General features: G+C 52.6%; 13 protein-coding genes. 10 read left to right on the forward strand and 3 right to left on the reverse strand.

Features of this window, described 5'->3' with window-relative positions; translation table 11 throughout:
- Nucleotides 1-95: 95 nt before the first annotated feature.
- Genes Q4E93_RS05030 through Q4E93_RS05040 form a run of 3 tightly spaced genes read left to right on the forward strand, consistent with a single transcriptional unit; the run spans nucleotide 96 to nucleotide 6,441 of the window.
- The gene (locus tag Q4E93_RS05030) at nucleotides 96-3,422 is read left to right on the forward strand and encodes a TonB-dependent receptor (RefSeq protein ID WP_303583074.1); all 3,327 of its coding nucleotides are present in this window, start codon (nucleotides 96-98) and stop codon (nucleotides 3,420-3,422) included.
- A 19-nt stretch (nucleotides 3,423-3,441) separates the two neighbouring features.
- Entirely contained in the window at nucleotides 3,442-5,238 is a 1,797-nt protein-coding gene (locus Q4E93_RS05035; protein WP_303583076.1) for a RagB/SusD family nutrient uptake outer membrane protein, read from the forward strand.
- Nucleotides 5,239-5,250: 12 nt separating this feature from the next.
- Complete coding sequence (locus Q4E93_RS05040; RefSeq protein ID WP_303583078.1) at nucleotides 5,251-6,441, forward strand: glycosyltransferase WbsX family protein; 1,191 nt, start codon at nucleotides 5,251-5,253, stop codon at nucleotides 6,439-6,441.
- Nucleotides 6,442-6,472: 31 nt separating this feature from the next.
- Here Q4E93_RS05040 and Q4E93_RS05045 read toward each other — a convergent pair whose 3' ends face one another.
- The 3 genes from Q4E93_RS05045 to Q4E93_RS05055 form a co-directional block, all read right to left on the reverse strand.
- On the reverse strand, nucleotides 6,473-8,416 hold the full coding sequence (locus Q4E93_RS05045; protein ID WP_303583080.1) for a DUF5005 domain-containing protein: 1,944 nt from the start codon (nucleotides 8,414-8,416) through the stop codon (nucleotides 6,473-6,475).
- Complete coding sequence (gene lnt / locus Q4E93_RS05050) at nucleotides 8,413-9,879, reverse strand: apolipoprotein N-acyltransferase (RefSeq protein ID WP_303583082.1); 1,467 nt, start codon at nucleotides 9,877-9,879, stop codon at nucleotides 8,413-8,415. The genes Q4E93_RS05045 and lnt overlap by 4 nt, the downstream gene beginning before the upstream one ends.
- 99 nt (nucleotides 9,880-9,978) lie before the next feature.
- Complete coding sequence (locus Q4E93_RS05055) at nucleotides 9,979-10,734, reverse strand: prolipoprotein diacylglyceryl transferase (RefSeq protein ID WP_303583084.1); 756 nt, start codon at nucleotides 10,732-10,734, stop codon at nucleotides 9,979-9,981.
- Between the two features lie 316 nt (nucleotides 10,735-11,050).
- Here Q4E93_RS05055 and Q4E93_RS05060 point away from each other — a divergent pair, with 316 nt between their 5' ends.
- From Q4E93_RS05060 to Q4E93_RS05090, 7 genes are all read left to right on the forward strand, one after another.
- Entirely contained in the window at nucleotides 11,051-12,796 is a 1,746-nt protein-coding gene (locus tag Q4E93_RS05060; protein WP_303583086.1) for a RagB/SusD family nutrient uptake outer membrane protein, read from the forward strand.
- A gap of 13 nt (nucleotides 12,797-12,809) precedes the next feature.
- Nucleotides 12,810-13,232 (forward strand): DUF5004 domain-containing protein, encoded by a 423-nt coding sequence (locus Q4E93_RS05065; RefSeq protein WP_303583089.1) that lies wholly within the window; start codon nucleotides 12,810-12,812, stop codon nucleotides 13,230-13,232.
- Nucleotides 13,232-14,236, forward strand: a complete 1,005-nt coding sequence (locus Q4E93_RS05070) for a DUF4961 domain-containing protein (protein ID WP_303583091.1) — start codon at nucleotides 13,232-13,234, stop codon at nucleotides 14,234-14,236. The genes Q4E93_RS05065 and Q4E93_RS05070 overlap by 1 nt, the downstream gene beginning before the upstream one ends.
- Nucleotides 14,237-14,601: 365 nt before the next feature.
- Nucleotides 14,602-17,394: a SusC/RagA family TonB-linked outer membrane protein gene (locus Q4E93_RS05075; protein WP_489670937.1), complete on the forward strand. Its 2,793-nt coding sequence runs from the start codon at nucleotides 14,602-14,604 to the stop codon at nucleotides 17,392-17,394.
- A gap of 5 nt (nucleotides 17,395-17,399) precedes the next feature.
- Nucleotides 17,400-19,145 (forward strand): RagB/SusD family nutrient uptake outer membrane protein, encoded by a 1,746-nt coding sequence (locus Q4E93_RS05080; RefSeq protein WP_303583094.1) that lies wholly within the window; start codon nucleotides 17,400-17,402, stop codon nucleotides 19,143-19,145.
- 27 nt (nucleotides 19,146-19,172) lie between these two features.
- Entirely contained in the window at nucleotides 19,173-22,253 is a 3,081-nt protein-coding gene (locus Q4E93_RS05085) for a SusC/RagA family TonB-linked outer membrane protein (RefSeq protein WP_303583095.1), read from the forward strand.
- Between the two features lie 13 nt (nucleotides 22,254-22,266).
- Nucleotides 22,267-26,847, forward strand: coding sequence for a GH92 family glycosyl hydrolase (locus Q4E93_RS05090; RefSeq protein WP_303583096.1), 4,581 nt, complete (start codon nucleotides 22,267-22,269; stop codon nucleotides 26,845-26,847).
- Nucleotides 26,848-26,856 lie beyond the last annotated feature (9 nt).

The following is a 26,856-nucleotide window of genomic DNA, read 5'->3' on the forward strand; positions in this document are numbered from 1 at the left end:
CAGGAAAGTCCGCTAAGACTATTGTTTAACCCAAACACTGCAAATGTATGCATTTAACGATTGTGTTTCGAACGCAAAGGCAAATTTTAATGTCTATGAAGTTCACCGCCATTCTACTGCTTGTATTCGGGCTGGGAGCAACTGCGAAAGTAAACTCACAGACCATTACGTACTCCGCCAGAAATATCCCTTTTGAAAAGATTATGTCCGTCATTAAGAAACAAAGCGGATATGTTTTTTTCTACACCTATTCGTCCCTGCAAGTGGCGAAACCTATTACCATCCATGTTAAAAATGCAAGCTTGGAGGAAGTGCTGGACATCTGTTTCCATGATCAGCCATTAACCTATCGCATCCGGGGGAAAACAATTGTTGTAGAGCTAAGAGGAGTGGAAAAACGCGATAACCCTCTGCCGGATATAAGGACATTGCATACAAATATTGACGTGTCTGGAAAAATAACAGACGGAGCTACGGGTAGCCCGCTTGCGGGAGCTACTGTAAAGGTGAAAGGTTCCCACCAGTCGACTACGACGGATGAAAATGGAAATTTCGCCATGCAGGTTCCTGATTCAGCCACTACATTGGTGATCTCCTACGTGGGGTATGAAACGAGAGAGGCTCCGATATCCGGGGCTGGGCCATTAAAGCTGACCTTAAAACAGAAAGAAGCTAAGGCGGAAGAGGTGATCGTGATCGGGTACGGCACCCAAAAGAGAGGAAACCTTACAGGATCCGTATCTTCTGTCAAATCGGAAGACATTACGGGCGCCCCTGTCGCAAGCACTGCCAACACGCTGGCAGGACGCCTTCCCGGCCTGATCTCCTTACAGTCAGGGGGTCAGCCGGGTAGCGATCAGGCAGGATTAAGCATCAGGGGGTTTGGCCAGGCCCTGTGGATTGTCGACGGCGTGGAGTCTGACTTTAACAACATCGACCCCAACCAGATCGAATCGGTGAGTATTTTAAAAGATGGTTCTGCATCCATTTATGGATCACGCGCCGGAAATGGCGTAATCCTGGTAACGACTAAGCGCGGCAAAGATCAGAAGCCTGTCGTTGCGCTTAACTCCTCCTACACATTGCAGGGAATTACGTCTATGACCAAGCCCGCCAGTTCAGGCCAGTATGCTGAAATGCAAAATGAAAAGTTTATAAACCAGGGGCTGACCGCCCCCTATACGGCTGATCAGGTCAAAAAGTATTACGATGGTACGGATCCCCAGTATCCCAACACAAACTGGTTCAAAGAAACGATCAGGGATTGGAGTCCCCAACAACAGCATAATTTCTCGGTAAGGGGAGGCAACGATAGGATCAAATATTACGGATTCATCGGCTACCTTGACCAGGAGTCCGTGTGGAAATCAAATGGAGGTAAATATGCACGGTATAATCTTCAGTCGAACATCGATGCAAAGATCACGGACAACCTTTCCGTCCAGTTGAATATATCCTCCGTGATCGAAACCCGGAAATTTCCCTGGCGTACCCAATCCGCCGGCGCGAATTCTTTATGGCAGGATCTGTGGAATTCCTTGCCGATCTACCCGGCCACACTGCCGGACCCTACGAAACATTCCTACGCCAACGGGCAAGGGGTGGGAAGCATCAAGCTGATCTCCGATTACAATATTGCAGGGTATGATAAGAACAATAATAACAACGCGAAAGCTACCTTTATCGCGAATTACAGGATCCACTCCATCCGGGGCCTCAGCGCCAAAGCCTTTATTAATTACGAGCAAAATTACCGGGACGATAAGAACTTCACGAAGCCGTATGATTTTTACACCTATGACGCTTCCAGTCAAAAGTACGCGCTGTCAGGCGCGTTAGGCACACAGGCGAGGGATATTATGCAAAATAATGAATACAGGAATATTACTGGTCAGCTTTCCCTGAACTATGACCGGACTTTTGGGGGCGATCATCATCTCACCGCCCTGGCCCTGTATGAAGTGATCGATTACAGTACCAATTATATTCTGGCAGGAAGGGATAATTTTCTCACTCCCTCCGTGGAGCAATTGTTTGCAGGCGCAGTTCAAACAAGCCAGGCCACGGGCTACGCTACTGAAATGGGCCGGGCAAGCTATGTTGGCCGGATAAATTATTCCTATAAAGATAAATACCTGCTTGAAACCACGCTAAGGGCCGATGCTTCGGCGAAATTCCCATCCCATAAAAGATGGGGTTATTTTCCAGGCGTTTCTCTTGGGTGGAGAATAAACCAGGAAAGTTTTATGAAGAGCGTTGCCGCCGTGGATGAACTGAAGATCAGGGCAAGCTATGGCAGCTCCGGATTGGACAGCGTAGGTAATTTCCAATATTTATCAGGTTATCAGTTTAATGGCCAATGGCTGATCGGTGCGAATACACAGGTGGGTTTAGCGTCTGCGGGTCTTGCCAATCCCAACCTGACATGGGAGACCATAAAGATCTACAACCTGGGAACTGATTTCTCCTTATGGAGAAGAAAGCTATTTGGCGGAGTTGATGTGTTTTACAGAGAACTCTCCGGCATTCCCGCCACGCGCATCCTTAGTTTGCCCAGTACCTTCGGAGCAAGTTTGCCACAGGAGAACCTGAATAGTCAAAATAATCGTGGATTTGAATTAACGCTTGGCACGAGCGGGGCCATCCAGGACCTGAAGTATGAGATCAGCGCTAACATATCATGGTCAAGAGCGAAGTGGGATCATTACGAGGAGCAAAAGTATACGGATCCCGACCAGATCCGGATCTCGCAATTATCCGGGAAATGGGTTGATGTGCAATATGGTTACAGATCCGCCGGCTTATTCACCAGCCAGGATGAGATCTCAAAGCTGAAATTCACCTTTCCCGCGGGGAACGGCACCCTGCGTCCAGGTGATATCAAATATGTTGATGTCAACAACGATGGGCTGCTGGATTGGAAAGACCAGGTTGCTATTGGGAAAGGGACTATTCCCCATTGGATGGTGGGTACAACTATGAATCTGAAATACCACCAGTTTGACTTTTCCGCATTATTCCAGGGAGCATTTGGCTATTACAATTATATCCAGCTCGATCACGGCAATATAAATTATACGGAGACGCAGTATGACCTCCGGTGGTCGGAAAAAAACAATTCCGCCACTGCCTTTTTCCCGAGATTAGGGGGATCCGCCACCAATGGGTTTATTTCGGATCATTTTTATAAAAAGGCGGGATACGTGAGGCTTAAAGCACTGTCCATCGGCTACAATTTACCCAAGGACATCATTCAGAAGTGCAACCTGCAGGGATTGCGCATCTATTTCGCAGGCACAAATCTGTTGACATTTAATAAACTAAAAGACTTCCAGGTTGACCCGGAATCTCCATCGGGTAATGCTGCCTATTATTATCCACAGCTAAGAACGATTACCCTGGGCGTCAATGTCTCATTTTAAGTGCTTTAAAAAAATAATCATGAAAAAATATAAATTAATATCATCATTATTGCTCTTTTCCCTGCTTGTGTCCTGCAACAGGCAGGTGTTAGACAAGCAGCCCCTTGACATCATTTCAGATGACAACGTCTGGGGTGATAAGTCGCTGGTGAACGCCTACCTGACACATATATATTATGAAATGTCATTTCTGGCGAATGAATCCACCGGGAATGGATGGAATGGAGATGGTTTTTATGCAGTGTTTGAGAACAACGAAATTGCTGACGAATGTTTCCCTCAATGGAGAGATTGGAATCCGAGCACAGCGTTCCGATATAAATACGGGAACCTCACCATCAGCGGCGGTTTATTGGAGTACTGGGGATATAATACCATTCGTTCGATCAATCAATTCATCGAGCGTGTACCCGGTTCACCTTTTTCAGCCAGTGAGATCAAGGCAAAGATTGCTGAAGCGCGCTTTTTAAGGGCCTTCTGTTATTTTGCTATGGTGAAGAGATATGGCGGGGTACCTATAATTACAAAAGTGCAAAGCCTGTCTGACCCCCAGTCCGAACTTTATCCTCCCAGGGATAAGGAAGCTGCCGTATATGATTTTATACTTTCCGAGACGGATGCCGCCGCCAACGATCTTCCTGAAGTGGTCACCGGCGATGACCTGGGGCGGCCCTCGAAATATGCGGCTTTGGCCTTAAAAAGCCGGGCAGCCCTATATGCAGGAAGTATTGCCGCATTCGGCGCCGTTGAATTAGATGGAGTAGTGGGTATACCCTCTGACAAAGCCAATACCTACTATCAGGCCAGTTATGACGCATCGAATGCAATCATCACCAGCGGAAAGTATAAGCTATATAATATTGATGCAGATAAGGCGATGAATTTCAGGAATATATTCCTGGTAAAAAATAATAGCGAAGCCATTTTTGTCAAGCGTCACGACAACGTGAATAATTTCACCGGCGGAAATGGCTGGAGCATCGACTTTTTTAACTGCCCCCGCCCGCAGGCATGGACGCGTGGCCTTTACGATCAGGCATACCTGGAATTGGCCGAATCATTCGAACATGTGGACGGTACTCCCGGAACATTGGACAGAACTGCCATCCAACAGGGATTGTGGACAACCGAAGACCTATGGGCCAACAAGGACCCCCGTTTTTTTGGTACCTTCTATACGCAAAACACGATGTGGAAAGGAAATAAACTTGATTTTCATAGGGGTATCCGTTTACCCGATGGTACCATCCAGACGGACGGGTCCGCCAATGGCATATTGGCCAATGGGGATCAGGATTATGAGGGGACGGGAATTGGCATCATAAAATACCTGGATGAAAGCCATGATAACATGGCCGGGGCAAACAGCGGATGGCCGACATCATCCCAGGACTGGCAGATCTTCCGATATGCCGAGACTTTGTTGAACTATGCGGAGGCCGCTTTTGAGCTGGGTAAAACTACCGATGCATTAGGTGCTGTCAACCAGATCAGGGATCGTGCGGGGATCGCCCCCCTGGCAGCAGTCACCCGGGATAATATCCGCCACGAACGCAGGATTGAGCTTGCTTTTGAAGGACATCGTTACTGGGATCTGAGAAGATGGAGGACTGCCGTTGCTGATCTGTCAAAACCATTGTCCGGCATCCGGTACATTCTGGATGTTCAGACCGGCAAATACCAGTTGAAGGTGGTTGATAATGTAGATGGTTCATCCAATGTACCACAATTCCGGCAGGAGAATTATTACTTTCCAATCACCATTCAGAGAACCAGCAATAATCCTAAATTGGTCGAGAACCCGGGTTATCACTAATCATCTATTATTATGAAAAAGGAACGCATATGCTCATTCGGCATAATTTTTATTACCCTGACGCTTGCGCTTAATGTTCGGGGACAGCAAGTGAAACGTACTGATAAATATGATGTGGCGGCGTTTTATTGGCCGGCTTATCACCCGGATCCCAGATTTAAGGACATAGGCGTATTTCCTGATGGAAAAGGGGAGTGGGAGGCGATTTATAAAGCTAAGCCAAAATTTGCGGGGCACGAGGTGCCTAAAGTGCCGCTCTGGGGGTATGAAGACGAGACGGACCCGGCAGTCATGGGGAAAAAGATAGAAACCGCTGTTTCACATGGCGTAAACATCATGATCTTCGACTGGTATTGGTATGATGACAAGCCCTTTCTGGAGGACGCTTTGAATAAGGGTTTTCTAAAGGCCAGGAACTGCAGGGACATGCGATTCTCCCTGATGTGGGCAAACCACGATCACAACTCCTACCTGGACCCGGCTAATCCGGATAAAAGCAAGATCTACTGGTATGGGGGAGTTACCCGGAGCATTTTCGAAGGAATGGTGGATCATATCATCAGGGATTATTTTAAACAGCCCAATTATTACAGGATCAATGGAGAGCCCGTGTTCAGCATTTACGAACTGTCTACTTTCATAAAGGGCATCGGGGGCTCCGAAAAAGCAAAGGAAGCATTGGATTACTTCCGTAAGAAGACTAAGGAGGCTGGTTTCCCGGGACTGCACTTGCAGGCCATCCTTTGGGGAAATATCCCTTCCACGCTGAAAGATGTGCCCGGGGATCATATCGAAACACAGAACTCCACGTTGGCATATTTCGGGTTTAAAAGCATGACGAATTACCAGTGGTGCCATTTCGTTGAACCCAGCGGGGACTATATGCCCTGGGGAGAGAAGGCGATGAAAAAATGGGCGGAGTGGGATACGAGCTTCAAAATTCCCTATTGCCCCCATGTTTCCATAGGGTGGGATTGTAATCCCAGATTCCCTGTAGAGCGGAAAGAGCTGGTTGTGAATAACAACCCTGAATATTTTAAATCATTTCTGCAGAAAGCCAGGGAGTATGTGGATCGACATCCCAACCAACCGAGGCTTATTACAATCAATGCCTGGAACGAATGGGCTGAGGGCAGCTACCTGGAGCCGGATGTTGCACATGGAATGACCTACCTGGAGGCGGTGAAGGAGGTTTTTAAATAATGCCCTTCAATAATGCTGAAGGGCATTATTCCTATTCCAATACTATTTTGTCCCACCGGACGGAGCGTTCGCCCTGGGCGAGGAGAAAGTAAAGGCCTCTGCCGAGGCCGGGCGGGAGGTAAACATTTTTCGTCATATAAGTTCCGGTTACGGGGATCTGGTTACGGTAAACGGCCTTGCCCGACAGGCTCAGGAGCGTAAGATTGAGCGTATGTTCGCTGCAGCCTTCAATGGCCACGGTGAAAGCCGCGTGTGCGGGATTGGGATAGGCGGCCATCTTCCATCGGTTCCCGAAAGGAGATGGATGGGAAACCTGGACTGGCTCGGGAATACGGGTAATGCCGGAGTCGATCAGGGCCAAAGGCACCCGGAGACCGCGGGGGCGATAGTAGTCGGGGTTGTACCCGTTGTTGATGCAGGCGGGTTCGCAATTGCTATATCCATTGATGTCATAGGTTATGAGGAGCTCGTTCTTCGAGTTGATATATTCCGGGTGGATAGCCGGTGCGTAAAAAAAAGGCGAATGGCCCAGCACGTTATCAGGGATCGTATAGAGCACTTTGCGGTTGGTGAAAGGCCCGGTGATGCTGTCGCTGGTGGCGACATAGATGCGGGTGCCGGCATCACAGGATACGCTGAATTCAGTACTCAGAAGCACATATTTGTTCCGGACCTTGGCGCAATACACTCCATTGGAGGCACCGGTGGTGATAGGAGCGATATGTGAAACTGCGGTGTCCCAGGCCGTGCCGTTCCAAAATGACCAGTGAGCGCGGGGATTGCTCCTGGGAAAGCGGGCAACAACGATGTCGCTGGTAATAAATGCGCCTTTCAATCCCCAGGTATAGATATAATTCCCCGGTTCGTCGGTGTCAAATCCAACGCCGAATGTCATATTCGGCATACTCTGGAGCGAGTCGAATCCGGCGACCGCAAGACCCGGCATCACCATCTTCCCGAGGAAATCATTGCCACCGCTGGTAAAACCAAGGCCACCGCTGGAATTCATGATATTGCTGCAATATACATAGACAGTGTCTCCCTGCTGGTAACCGCCCGTCGGCCAGAGGAGATAGTTATCATTGCTATTGTTCTTAAAAAGGCTGGGTATGCCGGGACCACTGCCGATGCGGGTGGAGGTGGATGTCCATGTCCAGTTGTTCAGCGGCTGGACCAGGCCGGCATTCCTAACCTGGAAGAGACAGCCAGTTGTACCGGCAAGCGTATCGTAGTTGTTGATATAGCTGTCGTTCATCGCCCAAAAATCCCGTCCGTCGGAGAGGGGGATGGATAAGGCGCCGTCGCTGGCGATCCATCCGCTATCCCTGTCGAAAAAGCCTGTTACCAGGGAATCCTTATAGATGCCGGCATTGCCGGTGATCGGCACGTTCGGCCGGTACATCATATCCGGCACCGGGGAGACATAGGTCATTGCATCCTGGGTTCCCGTGAAGAGCATGCGAAATTGATAGAGGGAATCCGTCGACAGGGAGAGGGTTGGTTTTATGCACCATTCATATTCCTTTCTTGCGCCTGCGTGCAGCGTATCGGTAAACTGCCAGGTGCTGACGAGGACCCTGCCACCCGCGAAAGTTCCGGCGCCGTCGTCCCGGATGAGGGAAGTGGTGGGCTGCCCATCCGTAACATAGGGACTGGAGCCTGCCATGACAAAATCGTTACCGGCGCTGTTGGAGACAGTGATCCATGCGCCCGCGCTGCCTCGCTGGTATTGAAGACTTGCGGTGCCTTTTTCGTCGTTGACCAGGGAATTGTAAACCTCGACCCGGAGGCGTAGCGGCACTCCCGAAATGAAGGGGAGGGTAGAAGGAAAGTCTTGCGGAGCATGCCAGGCTGCCTTCGTTTCAGTGCCGTTGTCCTTCCTCCAGCGCCAGTGTGCCTGGCTGAAATTGGCAAAAAGCTGCGTGCCCGAGAGGAGCAACAGTGTGCACAGCAGGAAGAGGTCTTTTGAGTTCATTGCAATGTAGTTTTGTTTATGATGAGTATGATGAGACTGACTAAGCCGCAGAGATAGATAGGCCAGTTCGGGTATTGAACGGCAGTCGTCAACAGGCGATTGGGATGAATCGTAACGAGGTCCGAGCCATCGATCCGCCCGGAAGCGCTGACCAATCCCGAGATCCCGTTGTTGCTGTTGATGGCGATGTCTTTCCGTGTTTCCACGGCGCGGAGTCTCGCATTCGAGAAATGCAGGCGAACGAGATAATTATCCCGGAACCATCCGTCATTGCTTAAGTTGAAAAGCCATTGCGCGCCCCGTGAGACGGTGGCTGCAGCGGCATCGGGCAATGTGGATTCATTGCAGATCAATATACCGGCATTGCCATAAGGCGTCTTCAGCGGCACGTCGCTTATACCCGGCGCGACTGAATAACCGTCTGCGGAAACGAACGGGATCAGCCAGCTGTGCCAGGGCTGCTCGATGAGCAGGAGAGGCGTTTTTTTGTCATAACGGCCTGCCAGTTGGCCGCCGGGAAGAATACAGTAAGCGGAGTTGCCCACCACGGCGGTCCTTACCGCGGTGTTCATGCCCAGTATATGCGTGATGTTTGCGGGGTCAGAATGGCGCAGCAGCTCGCGGACGAGGTCGTCATCGGGAGACCAGGTCCAGGGTATGGCAGATTCCGGCCACAGGATCATCGCCGGTCTCGCGGCTATAGCTGTGCGCTCTGCCTCCAGGAGCTGACTGACGAGCTGGCGTCCGTTGCTTTGATCCCATTGCGTCTCAGGGGGGATATTTTCGTTGAGGATGGAGACGGAAAAGCTTCCTTGCGGTTCTGTCCTTTCAAAAGACCACAGCAGCAGCCAGCCGGCGGTCATATAAGAGGCAAACAGGATTATGGGCAGGAAGATCTTTTTCCAGTGACGAAGAGCGATTGCCCGGGCAACGAGAAAGTTGACGCAGGCGACTATCCAGGAAACTCCATATACGCCGGTGACGGACACTGGCTGAATGGCATAGAGGTTGTCCGCGAGGCCATTGCCCAGGTGAAAAAGAAACCAGGGCATGCCCCTGGCCGCCCACTGCAGCAGCGCTTCGGCCAATACCCAGACACTTGCGGCAAAAAATGCATCGGACATCGTGCTGACAGCGCCCGATGCTGTCCGGGTGCAGACCCATAACAGGGAGGCAAGACCGAAGGCGAAGATGAGCACGCAAACGCCGAAGACGGCAATGCCGTAAACGAGAGGGCCGCCGGTGAAGCTATGGGCGCCAGGGATCATCCAGCTAAATGCGCCAACGCTGAAAGTGAAGGCAGCCAGGAAGAACAGGGCATAAGAACGGCGGACGGTACGATGGGCGGCGACGACCACCGGGACCAATGCCACCCAGGAAAGAATGAACACCGTGTGTAGAACGGCGAAGTACAGGCACAGGCCGGAAAGAATAGCTCCGAAAAAGGCAAAATATCGGTTCATACGCAGGCAATCGGAACTAAAGTAAATGCTAAAAATCGATTTAGCTAATATTTTGAATACTTTTTTATCATGACTAATTTATTGGATGGTAAAATAGTATTAGTTCTTGGGGGCTGGATTTCTTAGGGTAAAGGCCAGTGTGAGCAGGCCGGTCAGGATCCAGCCGGCTGCAAGAATTTGGGCCTGGCTTAGATTCCAGCTGCCCAGGGAGATGCGGGGAGTGACGCGGATAAATTCAATGAGAAAACGTTCGGAGCCGTTGAGGATGGCAAAAAATGCAAAGAGAAGGCCGGGTTTTTTTAAGGTCCGGCGCAGGGACCAGAGTACCAGGAAAAGAAGAAAACAGATAGCTGCCTCATAAATGGATGTGGGATAGACGGGGGCGCTGGTATGAGAGTAGCGGTAAGCCCATGCCCAGTCCGGAAGCCAGCTAAACCAACCGGGGCGTGGTCTTTCATTGACAATGCCCCAATCCCCGTCGGCGGCAACATGACATCCGACCCTGCCGATGGCATAAGCCAGCATCATTCCCGGGCTGCCGATGTCTAATGCTATCAGGGGCTGGATACCACAGCGCTTGTTGATGTATAAATAGGTCAGGGTGCCGGCGATCAATGCCCCGTAGTAGTTCAGCCCATTAAATCGAAAAAGGTAATAGAGGGTCGGCTTTTCAAATTTTGCGAAGACGATGGCGCCGGCGAAGCCCAGGATCCCGCACCAAAGCAAAAGCGTATCCATCAGTTGAGGGGGACACCTGATCAACCCTTCCACCTCCTTTCTCCGGTATTCGGATCGAAAGACGAAATAAGCGCCGGTGAAAGCAAGCAGCAGGAAAAGACCGAAGCTGGATATCATGATACTATTTTGACATTGCCTATTTCAATACGGATAAAAAAATATGTAAAAAATTTCGGAAAACTGTTTTTCTTTCTACTTTCATACAGGCAAAAATGTTGAATGGCGCCCATTTCCTCACTCTAATTGCTTGTATATGAGATTAAAACGGCTAATCCCTCTCGTAGGACGACCTAGCTCTACGTGTTTTTACTTAAGCAAATTTTTTAGGTCACATGCCGGTAGTATGGTCAGAACAACCACCTCCATTTCTACCTTCTCCCACTTTTTTTTCGAAAAAATACGGGCTAAAGCCTGTACAATTTTACCATATCCTTTGAAAAGAATCTCATTTCATACGCTATTGTTTCTTGTACTGGCGTCAATGGTCCTTTCCTGCAAAAAATCAGGTTTTCTCGACCAGACAGTGACCACCAGCCTGGATGAGATGACGACTTTCTCGGATAGTTCCAATGCCATGCAGTTCCTGAATGGCATATATACAAACATCGGACTGGCCCAGGATCCGCGCCGGTTCGCTAACGGCGGCTATGCGGCGGGGCTGGAAGCAGGATGCGACGAGGCCGAAGGGCCTAACTCGTCCAGCACCAACGGTTTTATCCAGTTTGCCACCGGATCGGTGAACCCGACCGTGGTTCCCAACGATATATGGGCTACCGGGTATTCGAATATCCGGGCGGTCAACCAGTTCCTGAAACACCTGCCCGTCATTCCCTGGAACAGCGCGCTCAAACAACAGGCGGCTGCGGAAGCCCGGTTCCTGCGGGCCTGGTACTATGCCATGCTGATGCAACATTACGGTGGCGTCCCGCTGATCGGCGATACCATCTTTGCCAGCGCCGACCATATCAATATCAGCCGTAGCGCTTACAGGTCCTGTATCAATTATGTTCTTTCCGAATGCGACGCAGCAGCGGCCGTTCTGCCGGTAGCCTGGTCCGGCGCACAGTATGGCCGGATAAGCAAGGCCGCCTGCCTGGCGCTGAAGTCGCGGCTGCTGCTTTATGCGGCGAGCCCGTTGTTCAACAACGGCGGATTGGCCCAGGGAAGCCCGGGACTGGATTCTGTGGTCGCCTATCCCGACGCGGACCCCAACCGCTGGCAGCTGGCGGCTGATGCAGCAAAGGCTGTCATTTTATTGAACGCCTATTCGCTGTTCGTCGACTCTACCTCCAAACCGGGCGAGCTGGGGTACGGCTTCCAGGAGTTGTTCACCAGGCGGTACAACAATGAGTATATTCTCAATCACATGATGGGAGAGAATAAATACCTGGAGAGCCTTTGGGATGTCCCTTCGCGCGGTGGTTCGGGCGGCTCCTTCCCTTACCAGGAGATAGTGGACGCCTTTCCGATGAGCAACGGCCTGGACATCACTGATCCTGCTTCCGGCTATGATCCCAATCATCCTTATCAGGACCGTGACCCCCGTCTGAACTATTCCATCATTCACGACTCAACGCTGCGGGTGACCTTTGGGACCAATCAGCCTTCGCCCGTGCAGCTTTATATCAATACCAGCGTCAGCCCGCCGGTGGCCGCCAGTGGTGACGCCGTCTATAAAGGGACCCCTACGGGCCTGTATATCTACAAGATGATGGATCCGTCAGTCATCAACAACAGCCTTAGCACCGCCTCGAGGGTGCTGCCACTGATCCGCTATGCGGAGATCCTCCTGAACTTTGCCGAGGCCACCAATGAAGCTACGGGCCCATCGGTCGAAGTCTACCAGGCGGTGGAGGCCATACGCCAGCGGGCCGGGTTGAGGCCCTTCGCACTGCCTTCCGGATTGGATCAGGCACAGATGCGCGCCGTCATTCAGAAGGAGAGGAGGCTCGAGCTGGCCTTTGAGGGCCATCGCTTCTTCGACGTTCGTCGCTGGATGATCGCCGGGCAGACCGACAATCTGATGATGCATGGTATGGAGGTCGACCGCGGCCCCGGCATCACCTATAAAACCTTCAACGTCCGTAAGCACAATTTTACCAAAGCAATGTACCTGTGGCCCATACCCCTGTCGGAGATCGCCAAATCCCCCGGGCTGCTGCAGAACCCATTGTACTAACTACTATGTCTATATGAATAAATTACTCATCATCCTAACGATCTGCGCTGCAGGCTTGTTTGCCTGTAAGCCCGAACATTTGATCCTCCCCGGAGAGCCCGTGAAGCAACTCTCCGGAAACTGGCAGATCATCAAAGCCACCCGCAATGGGACAGACCTCACGGCAAGATTTGATTTTTCACATTTCCGGATCCATTTTGCAGACAGCAGCTATACCATCGACAGCCTGGTGCCTTTCATCGTCAGCAAGAATGGCAAATGGGCCTTTGACAATCCTGCCTATCCGTTCAGCATCAGCTTCCAGCCGGCCGACAGTACTGCAAAGCGTTCGCCGCTGCTCTATCCCGTCACTAACGGACAGCGCAATGTGATCATCACCTTTAGCCCCGGCTGCAGTCAAAATACCTATCAGTATACCCTCCAAAAAGCGAATTAATGGAAAGCAAAAATATAAAACAGGGAAGAGGCAGGATGTTCCGCAGGATTGCGGGCGTAGCCTGGAAGGTCGCCGGTGCATTGCTGCTGCTGGTAATTGCCGGATGCAGCATGACGATCGACAGTGTTACTCAGCCTTCCGCCATCAACGCCGGCGATGTACTGCCGGTGACGTTGAACGTGACGATCACGACAAATACGGCGCAAACCCAGAACTTTATGGTGGCGGTCCTGGTACCCAAAGTATGGAAAGCAGCGCAAAATGCCACCATCACTTTTACCAGCGATATCACTTCAGGCGATCAGGGGATGACTGTGATCCCTGCCGGAACGGCTGCGCCCAACGGCGGCGGCCTGGATTGGCCTACTTACCTGGCGGGTAAGATTGGAAATGGGGGCAACCTGCTTCCCGACTATGAATGGGTGGCTTTCTATTCGAACACGAGCTATTCGGTAGCGGGTAACGCCACCATCCATGCAACGGTGAGCATCAAGATCAAAACGAGCCCGGATAATCTTTTATTCAAACTCGGGTATTGTGTGGCCAACAGCGTCGACGGTCTAAGCTCTTCCGACCGCTATGGTTCCAAATTCACCAACTGCTTCCAGTCCATCGGCACAGGCGACCTGATCGATTTTTGTAATCCCCAGCTGGCAAATATAGATCCTCGCACTTCGCTGGATAACGACATCATATCGCTCACTTTTGACGGGGGCGTTCAGTCCACCCCACTTGACAACGCTTCGCAGGTTTATCTCTGTATATCCGGCATCACCGATGGTGGAGACAGCCTGAGCGTCTGCACACAGACCGATCAGACGAAGATGACCGCGCTGGGATTGAACAAATGGAGTAAGGACATATGGCCGAGAAAGCTGTTCAGTCTGACAGACAATCAGCATCTCACCGGGCTGCGGTATTGGTTCACCGATGCCTCGGGCGGTAACAAGGTGGGCTATGCCGGAACCCAGGATCCCTTTATCTACACTTTCAAATGCCAATAATGAATCGAATAATTGCCATACTACTCTGTACAGCCATTTCCCGGATAAGCCTGGCCCAGGCATCCATCAAAGTGACGGTGCTGGATGATTTCGGGATTCCCTTACAGGGAGTCCAGGTACATATAAAAGGACAAACAACGGGTCCCGTTTCGGGCAGGGACGGCGGTTTCGAGATTGCCGGCGGCGCCGGGACCGTCCTGGTCTTCGAGCACAGCGGCTTTTATACGACGGAGGTCAGGGTCGGGTCCGTCACCCCTCTGTTTGTGCGGATGCCGGTGCGCTATCTCCGGCAAACAACCGCGCCCGATCCTGTCGCCAGGCCTTCCGGCGACACGATCTACATTCCCTACGGTGCCGTTGATCCCATGAATGTGTTGTACGGAAAGATCAACCGGCAGTCTTTTTTGGGTTCTATCTCGACGATAGGCGCCGGCGAGCTCGGCAGTACCCCGGCCTCATCCTATACCTATGCTTTACCAGGACGATTGGCGGGACTGAATGTCCTGCAGACCAGTGGTTTCTATACGCCGCTGACCAATGGCCTCACCAGCCGGGATATCTTTGTAGGGAATATTCCTAACAACACCAGCGGTACGGGCCCTACGGACAACACCGAATTCAATATCCAGCTGAGGGGTCACAGCGGCAGCGCCGGGCAATCTCCCATCGCCCTCATCGATGGTGTGCAGCGTGAATTTTATTCGCTCGATCCGGAAAGTATCGAGTCTGTCAGCATACTGAAAGACCCGCTTTCGACGATACTCTTAGGTCAGAACAGTTCCCGCGGAGCGCTGGTCGTTACGACAAAACAACCCATAGCCGGGCCGCCACGTGTCGCGTTCACGGCGGAGACGGGCATCCAGTCAGCGATAAAATTACCTTCGCCTTTGCCGGCTTACCAATACGCTTATTTGCTGAACGAGGCCCTGCTGAATGACGGCAAATCTCCTGCCTATACCGCCGCCGACTTCGTGGCTTACCGTGACCACAGCGACCCCACCGGTCACCCTGATGTCAACTGGTACAAGACCATATTACGCGATAACGCCCGGCTAAACCGGTATAGTCTCAACGTCACAGGAGGCGGAAACACGGCCCGGTATGTCATCAACCTGAACTATATGGATCAGCAGGGGCTTTTCGTAAGTTCGAACGCCAATTCTTACAACACCAACGCAGAACTGAAAAGGTATGTGGTCAATTCGAAGATCGATGTCGATGTCAACAAAGAATTCAACGTCAGTCTGCAGATCTTCGGGCGTCTCCAGGATGGCACACAGCCCGGCGCCACGACCTCGGCGATACTACAGAACCTCCTGACCACGCCGAACAATGCCTACCCGGTTTACAATCCGGATAAGTCTTACGGCGGAACGACTAACTATACCCAGAATCTTCTGGCGCAAACCATCAGTTCCGGATACCTGACCGATCACGTCCATGACCTGATGGCCAATCTGGACCTGAACTACAAGTTCGACAAATGGGTGAAAGGCTGGTGGGGCAAAGCAAAAGGAAATGTGTCCGTGCAGGAGGCCACGAACCAGGATCGAAGCAAGCAGGTTCCCGTCTTTTCACAGTCCATTTCTTCATCGGGAGACACCAGCTATCACCGTTATGGGGTCACTGTAAACCAGAACAACGGCTTTACGAACACTTCCTGGGCCAGGTATCGTTTTGTTCAGTTGTCGACGGGCTATGACCGTCAGTTCGGATCTCATGCAGTGAGCGCGATGGTGATGTTCGATCAAAAAAGCGTATTGCTCAACTACGATATCCCTTCGGCATTGACGAACTATGGCGCCAAGGCCTCTTATAATTACGACGAAAAATATTTTGCGGAAGGCGGCCTCGCCTACAGCGGCTACGACAGGTACGCACCTGGTTCCCGGTTTGGCCTGTTCTATGCCGGAGGGATTGGATGGAATATGGCCAGGGAGAACTGGCTCAAATCCCAGTCCAACTGGCTGGACCAATTGAAGCTGAGGGTTACTTACGGAAGGACGGGCAATGCAAATGTAGACAACTATGGCTATTTCATCTGGCGCCAGCATTTCAGCGGAGTGGCAGGTTTTTATCCCATCGGCAGCAATTATCCCAATGGCGGCGGCCTTTCAGAGCAGGGTACTCCGGGAAACCAGGTACTGGCAAATGTCAATGCCACCTGGGAACGCGCCGACAAACTGGACGCTGGCGTCGACGTCGCGGTCCTTCATCATCGCCTGCAATTCACAGCTGATTATTATCACGAGCGGTATTTCGACGTGATGCAGGCCCGGGGTAGAAGCATTGCGCTCATTGGTTCCGGATACCCTGCAGAAAACATCGGTATCAATCTCTATGAGGGCGAGGAACTGACACTGACCTGGCAGGACCACGCAGGCGACCTGAACTATTTTGTTACAGCCAACGGCTCCTTGCAGAAGTCCAAAGTAATATTCATGGACGAGCAGTACCAGAAATACGCGTGGAATGTACATACGGGACATCCTGTTGGACAGCGTTACGGACTCATTGCCGACGGGCTGTTCCAGTCAGGGGCGGACGCAGCTGCCGCGCCGACCTTCGCGGGATATACACCTCATGCAGGCGATATTAAGTACAAAGACCTCAACCATGATGGTATCATCGATCAGTTTGATGTGGCCCCCATCGGGAAGGAAAGACCGATGATCTATTATGGACTGACAGCGGGAGTCAGCTATAAAGGGATCGAGCTGAGCGTGTTGTTCCAGGGGGCCGCCAACCGCGACGAATATGCGGCGAACGGTTATACCGACGCCGGCTTCCAGGGACAGAACAACGGCTATTCCCAGTCCTATATGCAGGCGACGGGGAGATGGATACCCGAGAACGCCAACACGGCCGTCTATCCGAGACTAACGGCCGGGGGGAATGGCTACAACTATGCACCCTTGTTCCAATCGAATTCCTTCTTCCTCCGCAACGGCAATTATATCCGGATAAAGAATGTGGACCTGGGCTACAATCTTCCCTATACGTGGATGAGGAGACTGAAACTAAGAGGTATCCGGGTTTTCGCCAATGCGCAAAACCTGTTCACGCATGCGGCTTACAAAGGCATTGATCCCGAGGTCAATTTTCCCAGCTATCCGATGCAAAAAGTCATTAACACCGGAGTCACCGTCAAACTCTAAACAACATGAAACATCTTATTTATATAGCTATCGCCACCACCCTGCTGTGCGGACTTTTCTCCTCCTGCCAGAAGTCATATGAGAGCGTCCCCCTGGGGCAGCAGGTGACGCTGGACCTGGCCTTTGATCCACGGGATTCGCTGGGCAAGCAAGCGATGGCTTATCTGCTCACCACCTATCAGCAGGCGCTTTTTAGCGGGCACAACCGGATAGGCGGCAACTATCTCGACGCAGCTTCCGATGATGCTATTTCCTCTGCCTCCGGCATTCCTGCAGTGCAGGCCCTGTCGACAGGAGCATATTCCGCCGCTCAGACCAATGGCGACGATATGTGGGCGCGGAATTACACGGCCATCCGGAATGCCACGGTCTTTATCGTCTATATCAACCGGGTCCCGATGCTGGAGAAGCTGCCCAACGGCTTTCCCGCCAGGTCGGCCTATCGCAGTGAAGCCCGTTGGCTCCGCGCCTGGCTTTACTGGCAGCTGGTGAAACGTTATGGCGGCGTTCCGTTGCTGGGAGACGCCATCCGCCAGATCACCGACGACGTGCAGCTGCCGAGAAACAGCTTTGGGGACTGTGTAAATTATATCGTGTCTGAATGCGACGATATTAAAGATAGCCTCCGGACTGCTGCGATGGTCAACTCGACTACCTATGGCCGTATCACCCAGGGCGCTGCCATGGCTTTGAAGGCGGAAGTGCTGCTCTATGCGGCGAGCCCCCTTTTCAATGGGGGCAATATCGATCCGGCCAATCCGTTGACGGGATACACCAGCTATGACGCCAATCGCTGGAAGCTGGCTGCCGATGCAGCAAAGGCGGTGATCGACCTCAATGCCTACCAGCTGATGCCCAAATTCAACGATGTGTTCACCACCCAGGCATCCCCGGTGGGGAGCAATACCGAAATCATCTGCTGGTTCCAGAGCGGCAGTAACACCAGCGTGGAGAATTCAAATGCTCCTGTAGGCTTCAGCTCGGTCGGTGGCAACGGTGCTACCAGCCCCACGCAGAACCTGGTAGATGCTTTCCCCACCGATTCGGGTGTCGCTATCACGGACCCTAATGCGCACTATAATTCGAATCAGCCTTATGACCACCGTGATCCGCGCCTCGACCTGACGGTGTTTCACAACGGATCGCTCTGGCTGAACAGGGCTGTCCAGACTTATGACGGAGGCGCCGATAAACCTGGTGGCACCGTACAGCAGACGAAGACGTCCTACTATATGCGCAAATTCATGGGCAGCTTCGAGAGCGTATCCGCCAATCCGCCGTCTTACTCGGCAACCTATCATGACTGGGTCTATTTCCGTCTCGCCGGGATGCTATTGAACTATGCGGAAGCCACCAATGAGTTTGCGGGGCCTACGGCCGACGTATACAACGTGCTGTACGCGCTGCGCAAGCGGGCGGGTATATTGACGGCCGCTGACAATACTTATGGCGTTCCGCAGGGGATGAACCAGGATGACATGCGGAATTTTATCCGGAACGAGCGGCGTTTGGAAATGGCATTCGAGGAACAGCGTTATTGGGATATCCGGCGCTGGAAGATAGCCGGACAAGTGTACAACAGCGCTCCCCTCCGGGGAATTGATCTGCAACAGTCCAGCAGCGGTCAGCTCTTTTACAATCCTGCACCGGTCCTGACCACTGTCTTCAAAGATCCGCAGATGTACTTATATCCCATACCGTACAGTGAGATGATCAAGAACGGCCAGATGAAACAAAACCCTCAATGGTAAATCTTAACAATCTAATTTTTTATTCAAATGAATAAGCTCATATTCTTTTCACTGGTGGCCCTGTTGCCCGCCCTGGCCTTTGCCCAGAACCGGGTCGTTACCGGTACGGTCAAGGACGCCAACGGTCCCCTGGCCGGGGCTACTGTTGTCGAAAAGCTGCAGCCCCAAAATACAGTTGCCGCAGATGATCATGGCCGGTTTCGCATCGTGCTCCATGGCAATTCCAAGGTCATCGTGGTCACCTATCTTAACTTCCAGCGCCAGGAAGTCATTGTACAAAAGGAAAGGGATGTACAGGTGGTGATGCAGCGTTCTTCGCAGGGACTGGAAGAGTCCATTGTAGTAGGCTTCGGCCGCAAGAAACGGATAACGAATACGGGCGCCGTGACTACCATCAACGCTGATGAGATCCGTGACGTTCCTACGTCAAGTATTCAGAATACGTTGGCCGGCAAGCTGCCCGGTTTCTTTACGCAACAACGCTCGGGCCAGCCGGGTCACGACGCTTCCGACTATTTTATCAGGGGTGTCAGCTCGCTGAATCCCGACGGCAACCGGCCCCTGATCGTCGTCGACGATATAGAGTACACTTACGAACAATTGGCCCAGATCAACGTAAACGAGATCGAAAGCATTTCTATCCTGAAGGACGCCAGCAACACCGCGATCTATGGCATCAAGGGCGCGAATGGCGTACTTATCGTTACTACCCGCAGGGGCGCTGCCGGTAAGCCGAAGTTCAACGTACGGCTCGAGGGTGGGGGGCAGGCGCCGGTGCGGACACCCAAATTCCTGGACGCCTATCATACGGCCGTACTGGTGAATGAAGCCTATGCCAATGACGGCATCGCACCTCAGTTCAGCCAGGCCGATCTGGATGCGTTTAAAAGCGGCAACGACCCCTATGGCCATCCCAATGTCAACTGGTATAAGGAGATCAACCGGCCCTATTCCCTGCAGGCCAACGCCAACCTGGACATCTCCGGCGGCACCTCCCATGTAAAGTATTTCATTTCCGGCGGCGCCTTCACGCAGAACGGCAGCGTCAGGAATTTCTCCACCAATTCCGACGGTGTCAACAGCAATTATTTTTACAAACGCTACAATGTCCGGTCCAATCTTGACATACAGGCAACAAAGAACCTTAGCCTGCGACTCGACGCGACGGTCCGGCTGGGTGACATCAATCAGCCCTATGCAATGAATGTGATCAGCAATATTTACGATTTTTCCAAGGTCCACCCTTATTCAGCGCCCTTTATCAACCCCAACGGCACCTATGCCTTTGCCTACGATACAAGGGATCAGCTGCCGACCATCAATGCCCAGCTGGCGACACAAGGGTACAACCGCAATCGACGTACCGACTACAACGTTTTGCTGGGTTTCACCGAAAAGCTGGACGATATCACGCGCGGGCTGTCGCTCATCGGGCGGGTGGCCTATGCCAGCGTCGAGCAGAATACCCTGACCTTGTTCAGACCCTATCCGCCCACCTATCACTATGACCCCAGAGACCAGAGCTACCACCTGAACACCGGTGTAAGTTCCGGAGGTTATACCTATAACACTTACCGGACGCTGGGCAATACGGATCTGGACAACCAGCGGACCAACGTACAGATCTATCTCAACTATGAGCGGATGTTCGGGACGGATCATCACGTTACTTCGTTGCTCCTCTGGAACCAGGAAAGCTATCGCGTGGACGTGGATAATACAGGCATTTTTCCGGTCACCGGCCAGGTCCCGCAGAAATTTCGTGGGTATTCTCTCAAACTGGGCTATGACTATAAACAGAAATACCTCATCGATTTCAACGGCGCCATCAATGGTTCCGACCGTTTTAAGGCCAGCAGAAGGAATGGATTTTTCCCGGCCATCGGCGCCGGCTGGAATATTTCAAAGGAAAACTTCTTCAGTAAGTCATTGCCCTTTGTCAATCTGATGAAACTCCGGGCGACCTATGGCGTCGTCGGTTCCGACGTGGCGCGGGGCAATCAGTATTTATACAACCAGGTCTATGGACAGGGGTCGTCCTATAGCTTCGGGCAGACCAACCAGGGCGGCGGCACCATTTACGAGGGAGCGCTGGGCAACAAGAACGTTACCTGGGAGAAGTCGAAGAAGTTCGACGCGGGCCTGGACCTCAATTTGTTCAATGACAAGTTCACGCTGTCCGCGGACTATTTCCACGAATATCGCTGGGACCAGCTGGTGACGCCCGGCAATATCCCGTTGATCCTGGGTGTGGGCGTTTCCCCGACGAATGTCGGCATCACGGTGAATAGGGGCTGGGAAGGAACCTTTACCTACCAGGACAAGATCGGACAAATACAGTATAGCGTGGGTCTGGTATGGTCGTTTGCAAAGAACAAGATCCTCTACATGGCCGAGGCATCGCCGAGGTACCCCTGGCTGGCTGCCACGGGCCATTCGATCGATCAGCCTTTTGGCTACATATTCCAGGGTTTTTACAGCGCCGCGGACGTAGCCGATCCCAAAGTGGCCAAGCCGGTGGGTGCTGTTGCGATACAGCCCGGCGACCTGAAATATAGAGACATCAACGGGGACGGCTTTATCGACCAGAATGATCTTACTACCATTGGTAAGCCTAATCTTCCCAATACCACCATCGGCTTGCCGATCAAGGTCGGTTACAAGGGATTTGATGCAAGCGTGCTTTTCCAGGGCGCCTTTGGCTATAGCCTGGGGCTGGTGGGATCAGGGATTGAACCCTTCAAAGGCCAGTTCCAACATATACATGAGCTGAGGTGGACCCCGGCGACTGCCAACAGCGCTGAGTTCCCCCGGTTGACCAGCAACCCGACGACCATCAATAGCCCGGGCGCTTACTATTCTGATTTCTGGCTGATTAATGCGCATTATATCCGGCTGAAAACGGTGGAGCTAAGCTATATCCTGCCTCATAAGTGGCTGCCCCTGAAGATCAACAACGGACGAATTTATCTGAGCGCTTACAACCTGCTTACCTGGAGCAATGTCGGTAAAAAATACCAGGCCGATCCTGAAGCTGCCAGCAATACGGCAGGCGATGCCTATCTCGCACAGCGCGTGATCAATTTTGGGCTGCAGGTAGGTTTATAGAAACCGGTTTTTTATGATGAACAAAAAGAGAATATTTTACGCGATGTCGATCTGTCCTCTATTGTTAGCTGGTTTGTCCGGCGCCGCCCAGCAGGCCCGGACGCCGGCAGACTATGTAAACCCCTTCATCGGAGCCAGCACCAGTATTGCCAAGGCCGGGGCCAATCACGGGCTGGGGAAGACCTTCCCGGGCGCGACCACGCCTTTCGGGATGACGCAGCTTAGCCCCAATACGATCACCGGCGGTGACAACGGATCGGGCTACAGCTATGAGCACCATTCGATCGAAGGCTTTGCCTTTACGCAGATGAGCGGCATCGGTTGGTATGGAGACCTGGGCAATTTCCTGGTGATGCCGGCCACGGGTCCGCTGAAGACCTCGGCAGGACGGCGGGACCATGAAGAGGAAGGCTACCGGTCCTCGTTTCAGAAAAGATCCGAATCCGCCAGCCCTGGCTATTATAAGGTGACCTTATCCAGGTATGACATTAAGGCCGAGATGACGGCGGCCCCTCACAGCGGTATCATGCGATTCACGTATCCATCCAGCGACCACAGCAGGATCCAGATCGACCTGGCCCGCCGGGTGGGCGGAACCTCCACCGCACAGTATGTCACGATGGTGGATGATCATACCATCATGGGCTGGATGAAATGCACGCCCGACGGCGGCGGCTGGGGAAATGGAGAAGGACACGCCGACTATACCGTCTATTTCTATGCGCAGTTCAGCAAGCCACTGGACAAGTACGGTGTCTGGAGCGCAGAGATCCCCGGTGATTGGCCCCGGAAAAGAGAGGACATCGAAAGCGTCCGTTACCAGCAGCGGGTGGCGGCAGCCCCTGTAGCCATGCAGCCTTCCGAACTTCACGGCAGACACCTGGGTTTTTTCACGGAGTTTGCGACCAGGGCCGGTGAACAGGTGCTCATGAAAGCGGGCATTTCCTTTACGGACATGGCCCATGCAAAAATGAACCTGGAGCAGGAGATCAGCGGATGGGATTTTGACGGCGTGGAGGCGAAGGCGAAAGAGCTGTGGAACCAGGCGCTTGGAAAGATAAAGATCGAAGGAGGGACCGAGGACGAAAAGACCGTTTTTTACAGCGCCCTCTATCATACGATGATCGATCCCAGGATCCTCTCCGACGTCGATGGAAGCTATCCCGGCGGAGACGGTAAAACACATAAGGGAAACAGCAGCCGCAGGACGATCTTCAGCGGCTGGGACGTATTCCGGAGCCAGATGCCTTTGCAGACCATCATTAACCCTGGAATGGTGAACGACCTTTTGTCCTCGCTGACCGATCTTGCCGGGGAATCCGGTAAACGCTATTTCGAGCGCTGGGAGCTGATGAATGCCTATACGGGTTGTATGATCGGCAATCCGGCAGTGGCTGTGCTTGCCGATGCCTATGCCAAGGGCATCAGGGGCTATGACATGAAAAAGGCCTATGAATATGCGCTGAACACCTGCGAGCGATTCGGCAATGGCGACAAAGGCTGGACCTATATTTGCGAGCCCGAGGATCACCGCCGCAACTCCTACGGCAATTCTCCCTTTTCGATCTCCAATACGCTGGAAAATGCCTATTCAGAATGGTGCTTGTCCAGACTGGCGGCGATGCTGGGGAAAAAGGACGACGAATCGAAGTATGCACGGCGGGCGCTGAGCTACCAGAATATATTCGATACTTCCAGGGGTTGGTTCCGTCCGCGGAAGGAAGATGGATCCTGGGAAGACTGGCCGATGGAAGGGCGGCTGCGACAGTTCTACGGGACGGTGGAAAGCAATCCCTACCAGCAGGGCTGGTTCGTACCCCATGATATACCGGGTATGGTCAGGCTGATGGGTGGAAGGGACAGCGTCATCGCCGATCTGCTGCGTTTCTTTCACGGCACGCCGGACAATATGTTGTGGAATGACTATTACAATCACGCCAACGAACCTGTGCACCATGTTCCCTTTTTATTCAACCGGCTGGGTGCGCCCTGGCTGACACAGGAATGGAGCCGCAAGATCTGTGCGCGCGCTTACCACAATGGCGTGGAAGGACTGGTGGGGAACGAGGATGTCGGCCAGATGTCGGCCTGGTATGTACTGGCGGCTTCGGGCATTCATCCTGTATGCCCGGGCGATACCCGCTATGAGATCACCAGCCCCGTGTTTTCAAGGATAGAATTGCAGCTGGACCCTCGTTATGCAAAGGGAGGGACATTTGCCATCGTGGCGAAGAACAATGCACCTTCCAATATTTATATCCAGCGAGCCTGGCTGAATGGCCGGGAGTATAACAGATGCTGGCTTGACCACGCAGACATAGCCGCCGGCGGCATATTGGAGCTGGAAATGGGACCCAAACCCAATGTGAAATGGGGCGTCGAAGCAACCGATGATCTCGTGAGATACGCCAATACGCTGCAGGGCACCGATTCGGACTTTGGCCTAAGCAATGGCAATACCTATCCGACAACTGCACTGCCCTTTGCGATGAATGCCTGGTCTGCGCAAACGGGTAAGAATGGAGAGGGGTGGAAATATCAGTATAGTGCCAATAAGATACGGGGATTTGGGCAGGCCCACCAGTGCAGCCCGTGGGTCGGTGATTATGCCGTTTTTACCCTGATGCCGGAGACCGGCAAGCTGGTGGTGGGTGAGGACCAGCGGGCGGCGTCATTTCACCATGAACAGGAGACCGGTAGGCCCGACTACTATAGTGTCAGCTTTGACAATGGCGTCAGGACGGAAATTACGCCCGTGGAAAGAGGGGCCCATATGAGATTCAGCTTCCCCGATACCGGCGCCGGCTACCTGGTCCTGGATGGCTATATCCGGCTCAGCGGTGTAAGGATACTCCCCTGGCAGCACAGGATCACGGGCTGGGTAAATAACGCCCGATGGGCGCCCGCGAATTTCAGAAATTATTTTGTGCTGGATTTTGACCAGCCCTTTGTCAGCTGGGGCACTTGGGAGAATGTCGGGAATACGACCCTGAAAGACAGCGTGGAAAAGGAAGGCAAGGGGGCCGGAGCGTGGCTGCAGTTCGCGAAAGGGGCGGTGGTGCAGGTGAAGATCGCCTCTTCTTATATCAGTCCTGAACAGGCGCAGGTGACGCTGGACCGCGAACTGGGCGAATACGGGAATTTCGATGAGACGAGACGGGCGGCAATGAAAACCTGGAATGATCTTTTTCATCGCGTGCTGGTGGAAGGCGGTACGGAAGCGCAGAAGGCGACCTTTTATTCCTGCCTGTTCCGGGCGAACCTGTTCTCACATCAGTTCTTCGAATATGATAAAAGTGGAAAACCATATTATTATTCCCCCTATGACGGAGCGATACACGAAGGATATATGTATACCGACAACGGTTTTTGGGATACATTCCGGAGCCAGTTCCCCCTGAATACTATCCTGCATCCCGGGATGGAAGGCCGGTATATGCAAGCCTTGCTGGCGGCGCAGCAGCAGTGCGGATGGCTGCCTGCCTGGTCATTCCCATCGGAGACGGGCGGGATGCTGGGAAACCACGCGATATCGCTGCTGACAGATGCCTGGGTAAAAGGCATTCGCAGCTTCAGTCCTGACTCGGCATTGAAGGCCTATTATCACGAAGCCACTAATAAAGGGCCCTGGGGCGGCGCCAATGGCAGGCAGGGCTGGAAGGACTACTTTCAGATGGGTTATGTATCTTATCCTGCATCGCAGGGTTCCACCGCGCAGACACTGGAATATGCCTATGACGACTTCTGCGGCTACCAACTGGCAACGGTGACGGGCAAACCTTTTTATGCATCCGCCTTTTCCCGGCAGATGTATAATTATAAGAATGTGTTTGATAGCACCAGGGGCTTCATGCGGGGCCGGACAACTGACGGGAGCTGGGTTGACAATTTCGATCCGCTGGAATGGGGCGGACCTTATACGGAAGGCAATGCCTGGCACTATACCTGGTCTGTCTTTCACGATGTGCAGGGTTTGATCGACCTGATGGGCGGCGAAAAGAAATTCACGGACAAAATAGACTCGGTTTTTACCCTCCCCAACACAGTGAGATACGGCACTTACGGAACGATGATCCATGAGATGAAGGAGATGCAGGTGGCGGGCATGGGCCAGTATGCGCACGGGAACCAGCCAATACAGCATATGATCTACCTGTATAACTATGCGCGGCAGCCGTGGAAGGCGCAGACCCGGGTGCGGGAAGTGATGGACAAGCTTTATAACGCTACTGAAAAAGGATTTCCCGGTGATGAAGACCAGGGGGGTATGTCCTCATGGTATGTTTTGAGTGCGCTGGGTATTTATTCGGTGTGTCCCGGAACGGATCAATACGTGCTGGGAAGTCCTTTGTTCCCGAAAGTGACGCTCACGCTGGAGAACGGAAAGAAATTCGTCATCGAGGCGAAGGGCAACGATACCAGGAACGTCTATATTCACTCCGCAACGTTGAACGGGAAAAAATATACTCATAACTGGATCTCTCATTCCGCCATTGTCGAAGGCGGCGTGCTGCATTTCGAGATGAGCGATAAACCCACCTATGAGCGCGGTATTTTGGACGCCGATAAACCTTTCTCTTTGACAACAAAATAATGACGATAC

Origin of the sequence: Flavitalea plasmicola (genome assembly GCF_030546645.1) — a bacterium.
In the GTDB taxonomy this organism is placed as follows: Bacteria; Bacteroidota; Bacteroidia; order Chitinophagales; family Chitinophagaceae; genus Puia.

Excerpts from the sequence above, each read along its gene's own strand:
- Q4E93_RS05070 (WP_303583091.1), top strand. The coding sequence starts at position 13,232 with ATGGAAAGCAAAAATATAAAACAGGGAAGAGGCAGGATGTTCCGCAGG.
- Q4E93_RS05085 (WP_303583095.1), top strand. The coding sequence starts at position 19,173 with ATGAATAAGCTCATATTCTTTTCACTGGTGGCCCTGTTGCCCGCCCTG.
- Q4E93_RS05080 (WP_303583094.1), top strand. The coding sequence starts at position 17,400 with ATGAAACATCTTATTTATATAGCTATCGCCACCACCCTGCTGTGCGGA.
- Q4E93_RS05035 (WP_303583076.1), top strand. The coding sequence starts at position 3,442 with ATGAAAAAATATAAATTAATATCATCATTATTGCTCTTTTCCCTGCTT.
- Q4E93_RS05055 (WP_303583084.1), bottom strand. The coding sequence starts at position 10,734 with ATGATATCCAGCTTCGGTCTTTTCCTGCTGCTTGCTTTCACCGGCGCT.
- Q4E93_RS05030 (WP_303583074.1), top strand. The coding sequence starts at position 96 with ATGAAGTTCACCGCCATTCTACTGCTTGTATTCGGGCTGGGAGCAACT.
- Q4E93_RS05090 (WP_303583096.1), top strand. The coding sequence starts at position 22,267 with ATGATGAACAAAAAGAGAATATTTTACGCGATGTCGATCTGTCCTCTA.
- Q4E93_RS05040 (WP_303583078.1), top strand. The coding sequence starts at position 5,251 with ATGAAAAAGGAACGCATATGCTCATTCGGCATAATTTTTATTACCCTG.
- lnt (WP_303583082.1), bottom strand. The coding sequence starts at position 9,879 with ATGAACCGATATTTTGCCTTTTTCGGAGCTATTCTTTCCGGCCTGTGC.
- Q4E93_RS05075 (WP_489670937.1), top strand. The coding sequence starts at position 14,602 with ATGAATGTGTTGTACGGAAAGATCAACCGGCAGTCTTTTTTGGGTTCT.
- Q4E93_RS05065 (WP_303583089.1), top strand. The coding sequence starts at position 12,810 with ATGAATAAATTACTCATCATCCTAACGATCTGCGCTGCAGGCTTGTTT.
- Q4E93_RS05045 (WP_303583080.1), bottom strand. The coding sequence starts at position 8,416 with ATGAACTCAAAAGACCTCTTCCTGCTGTGCACACTGTTGCTCCTCTCG.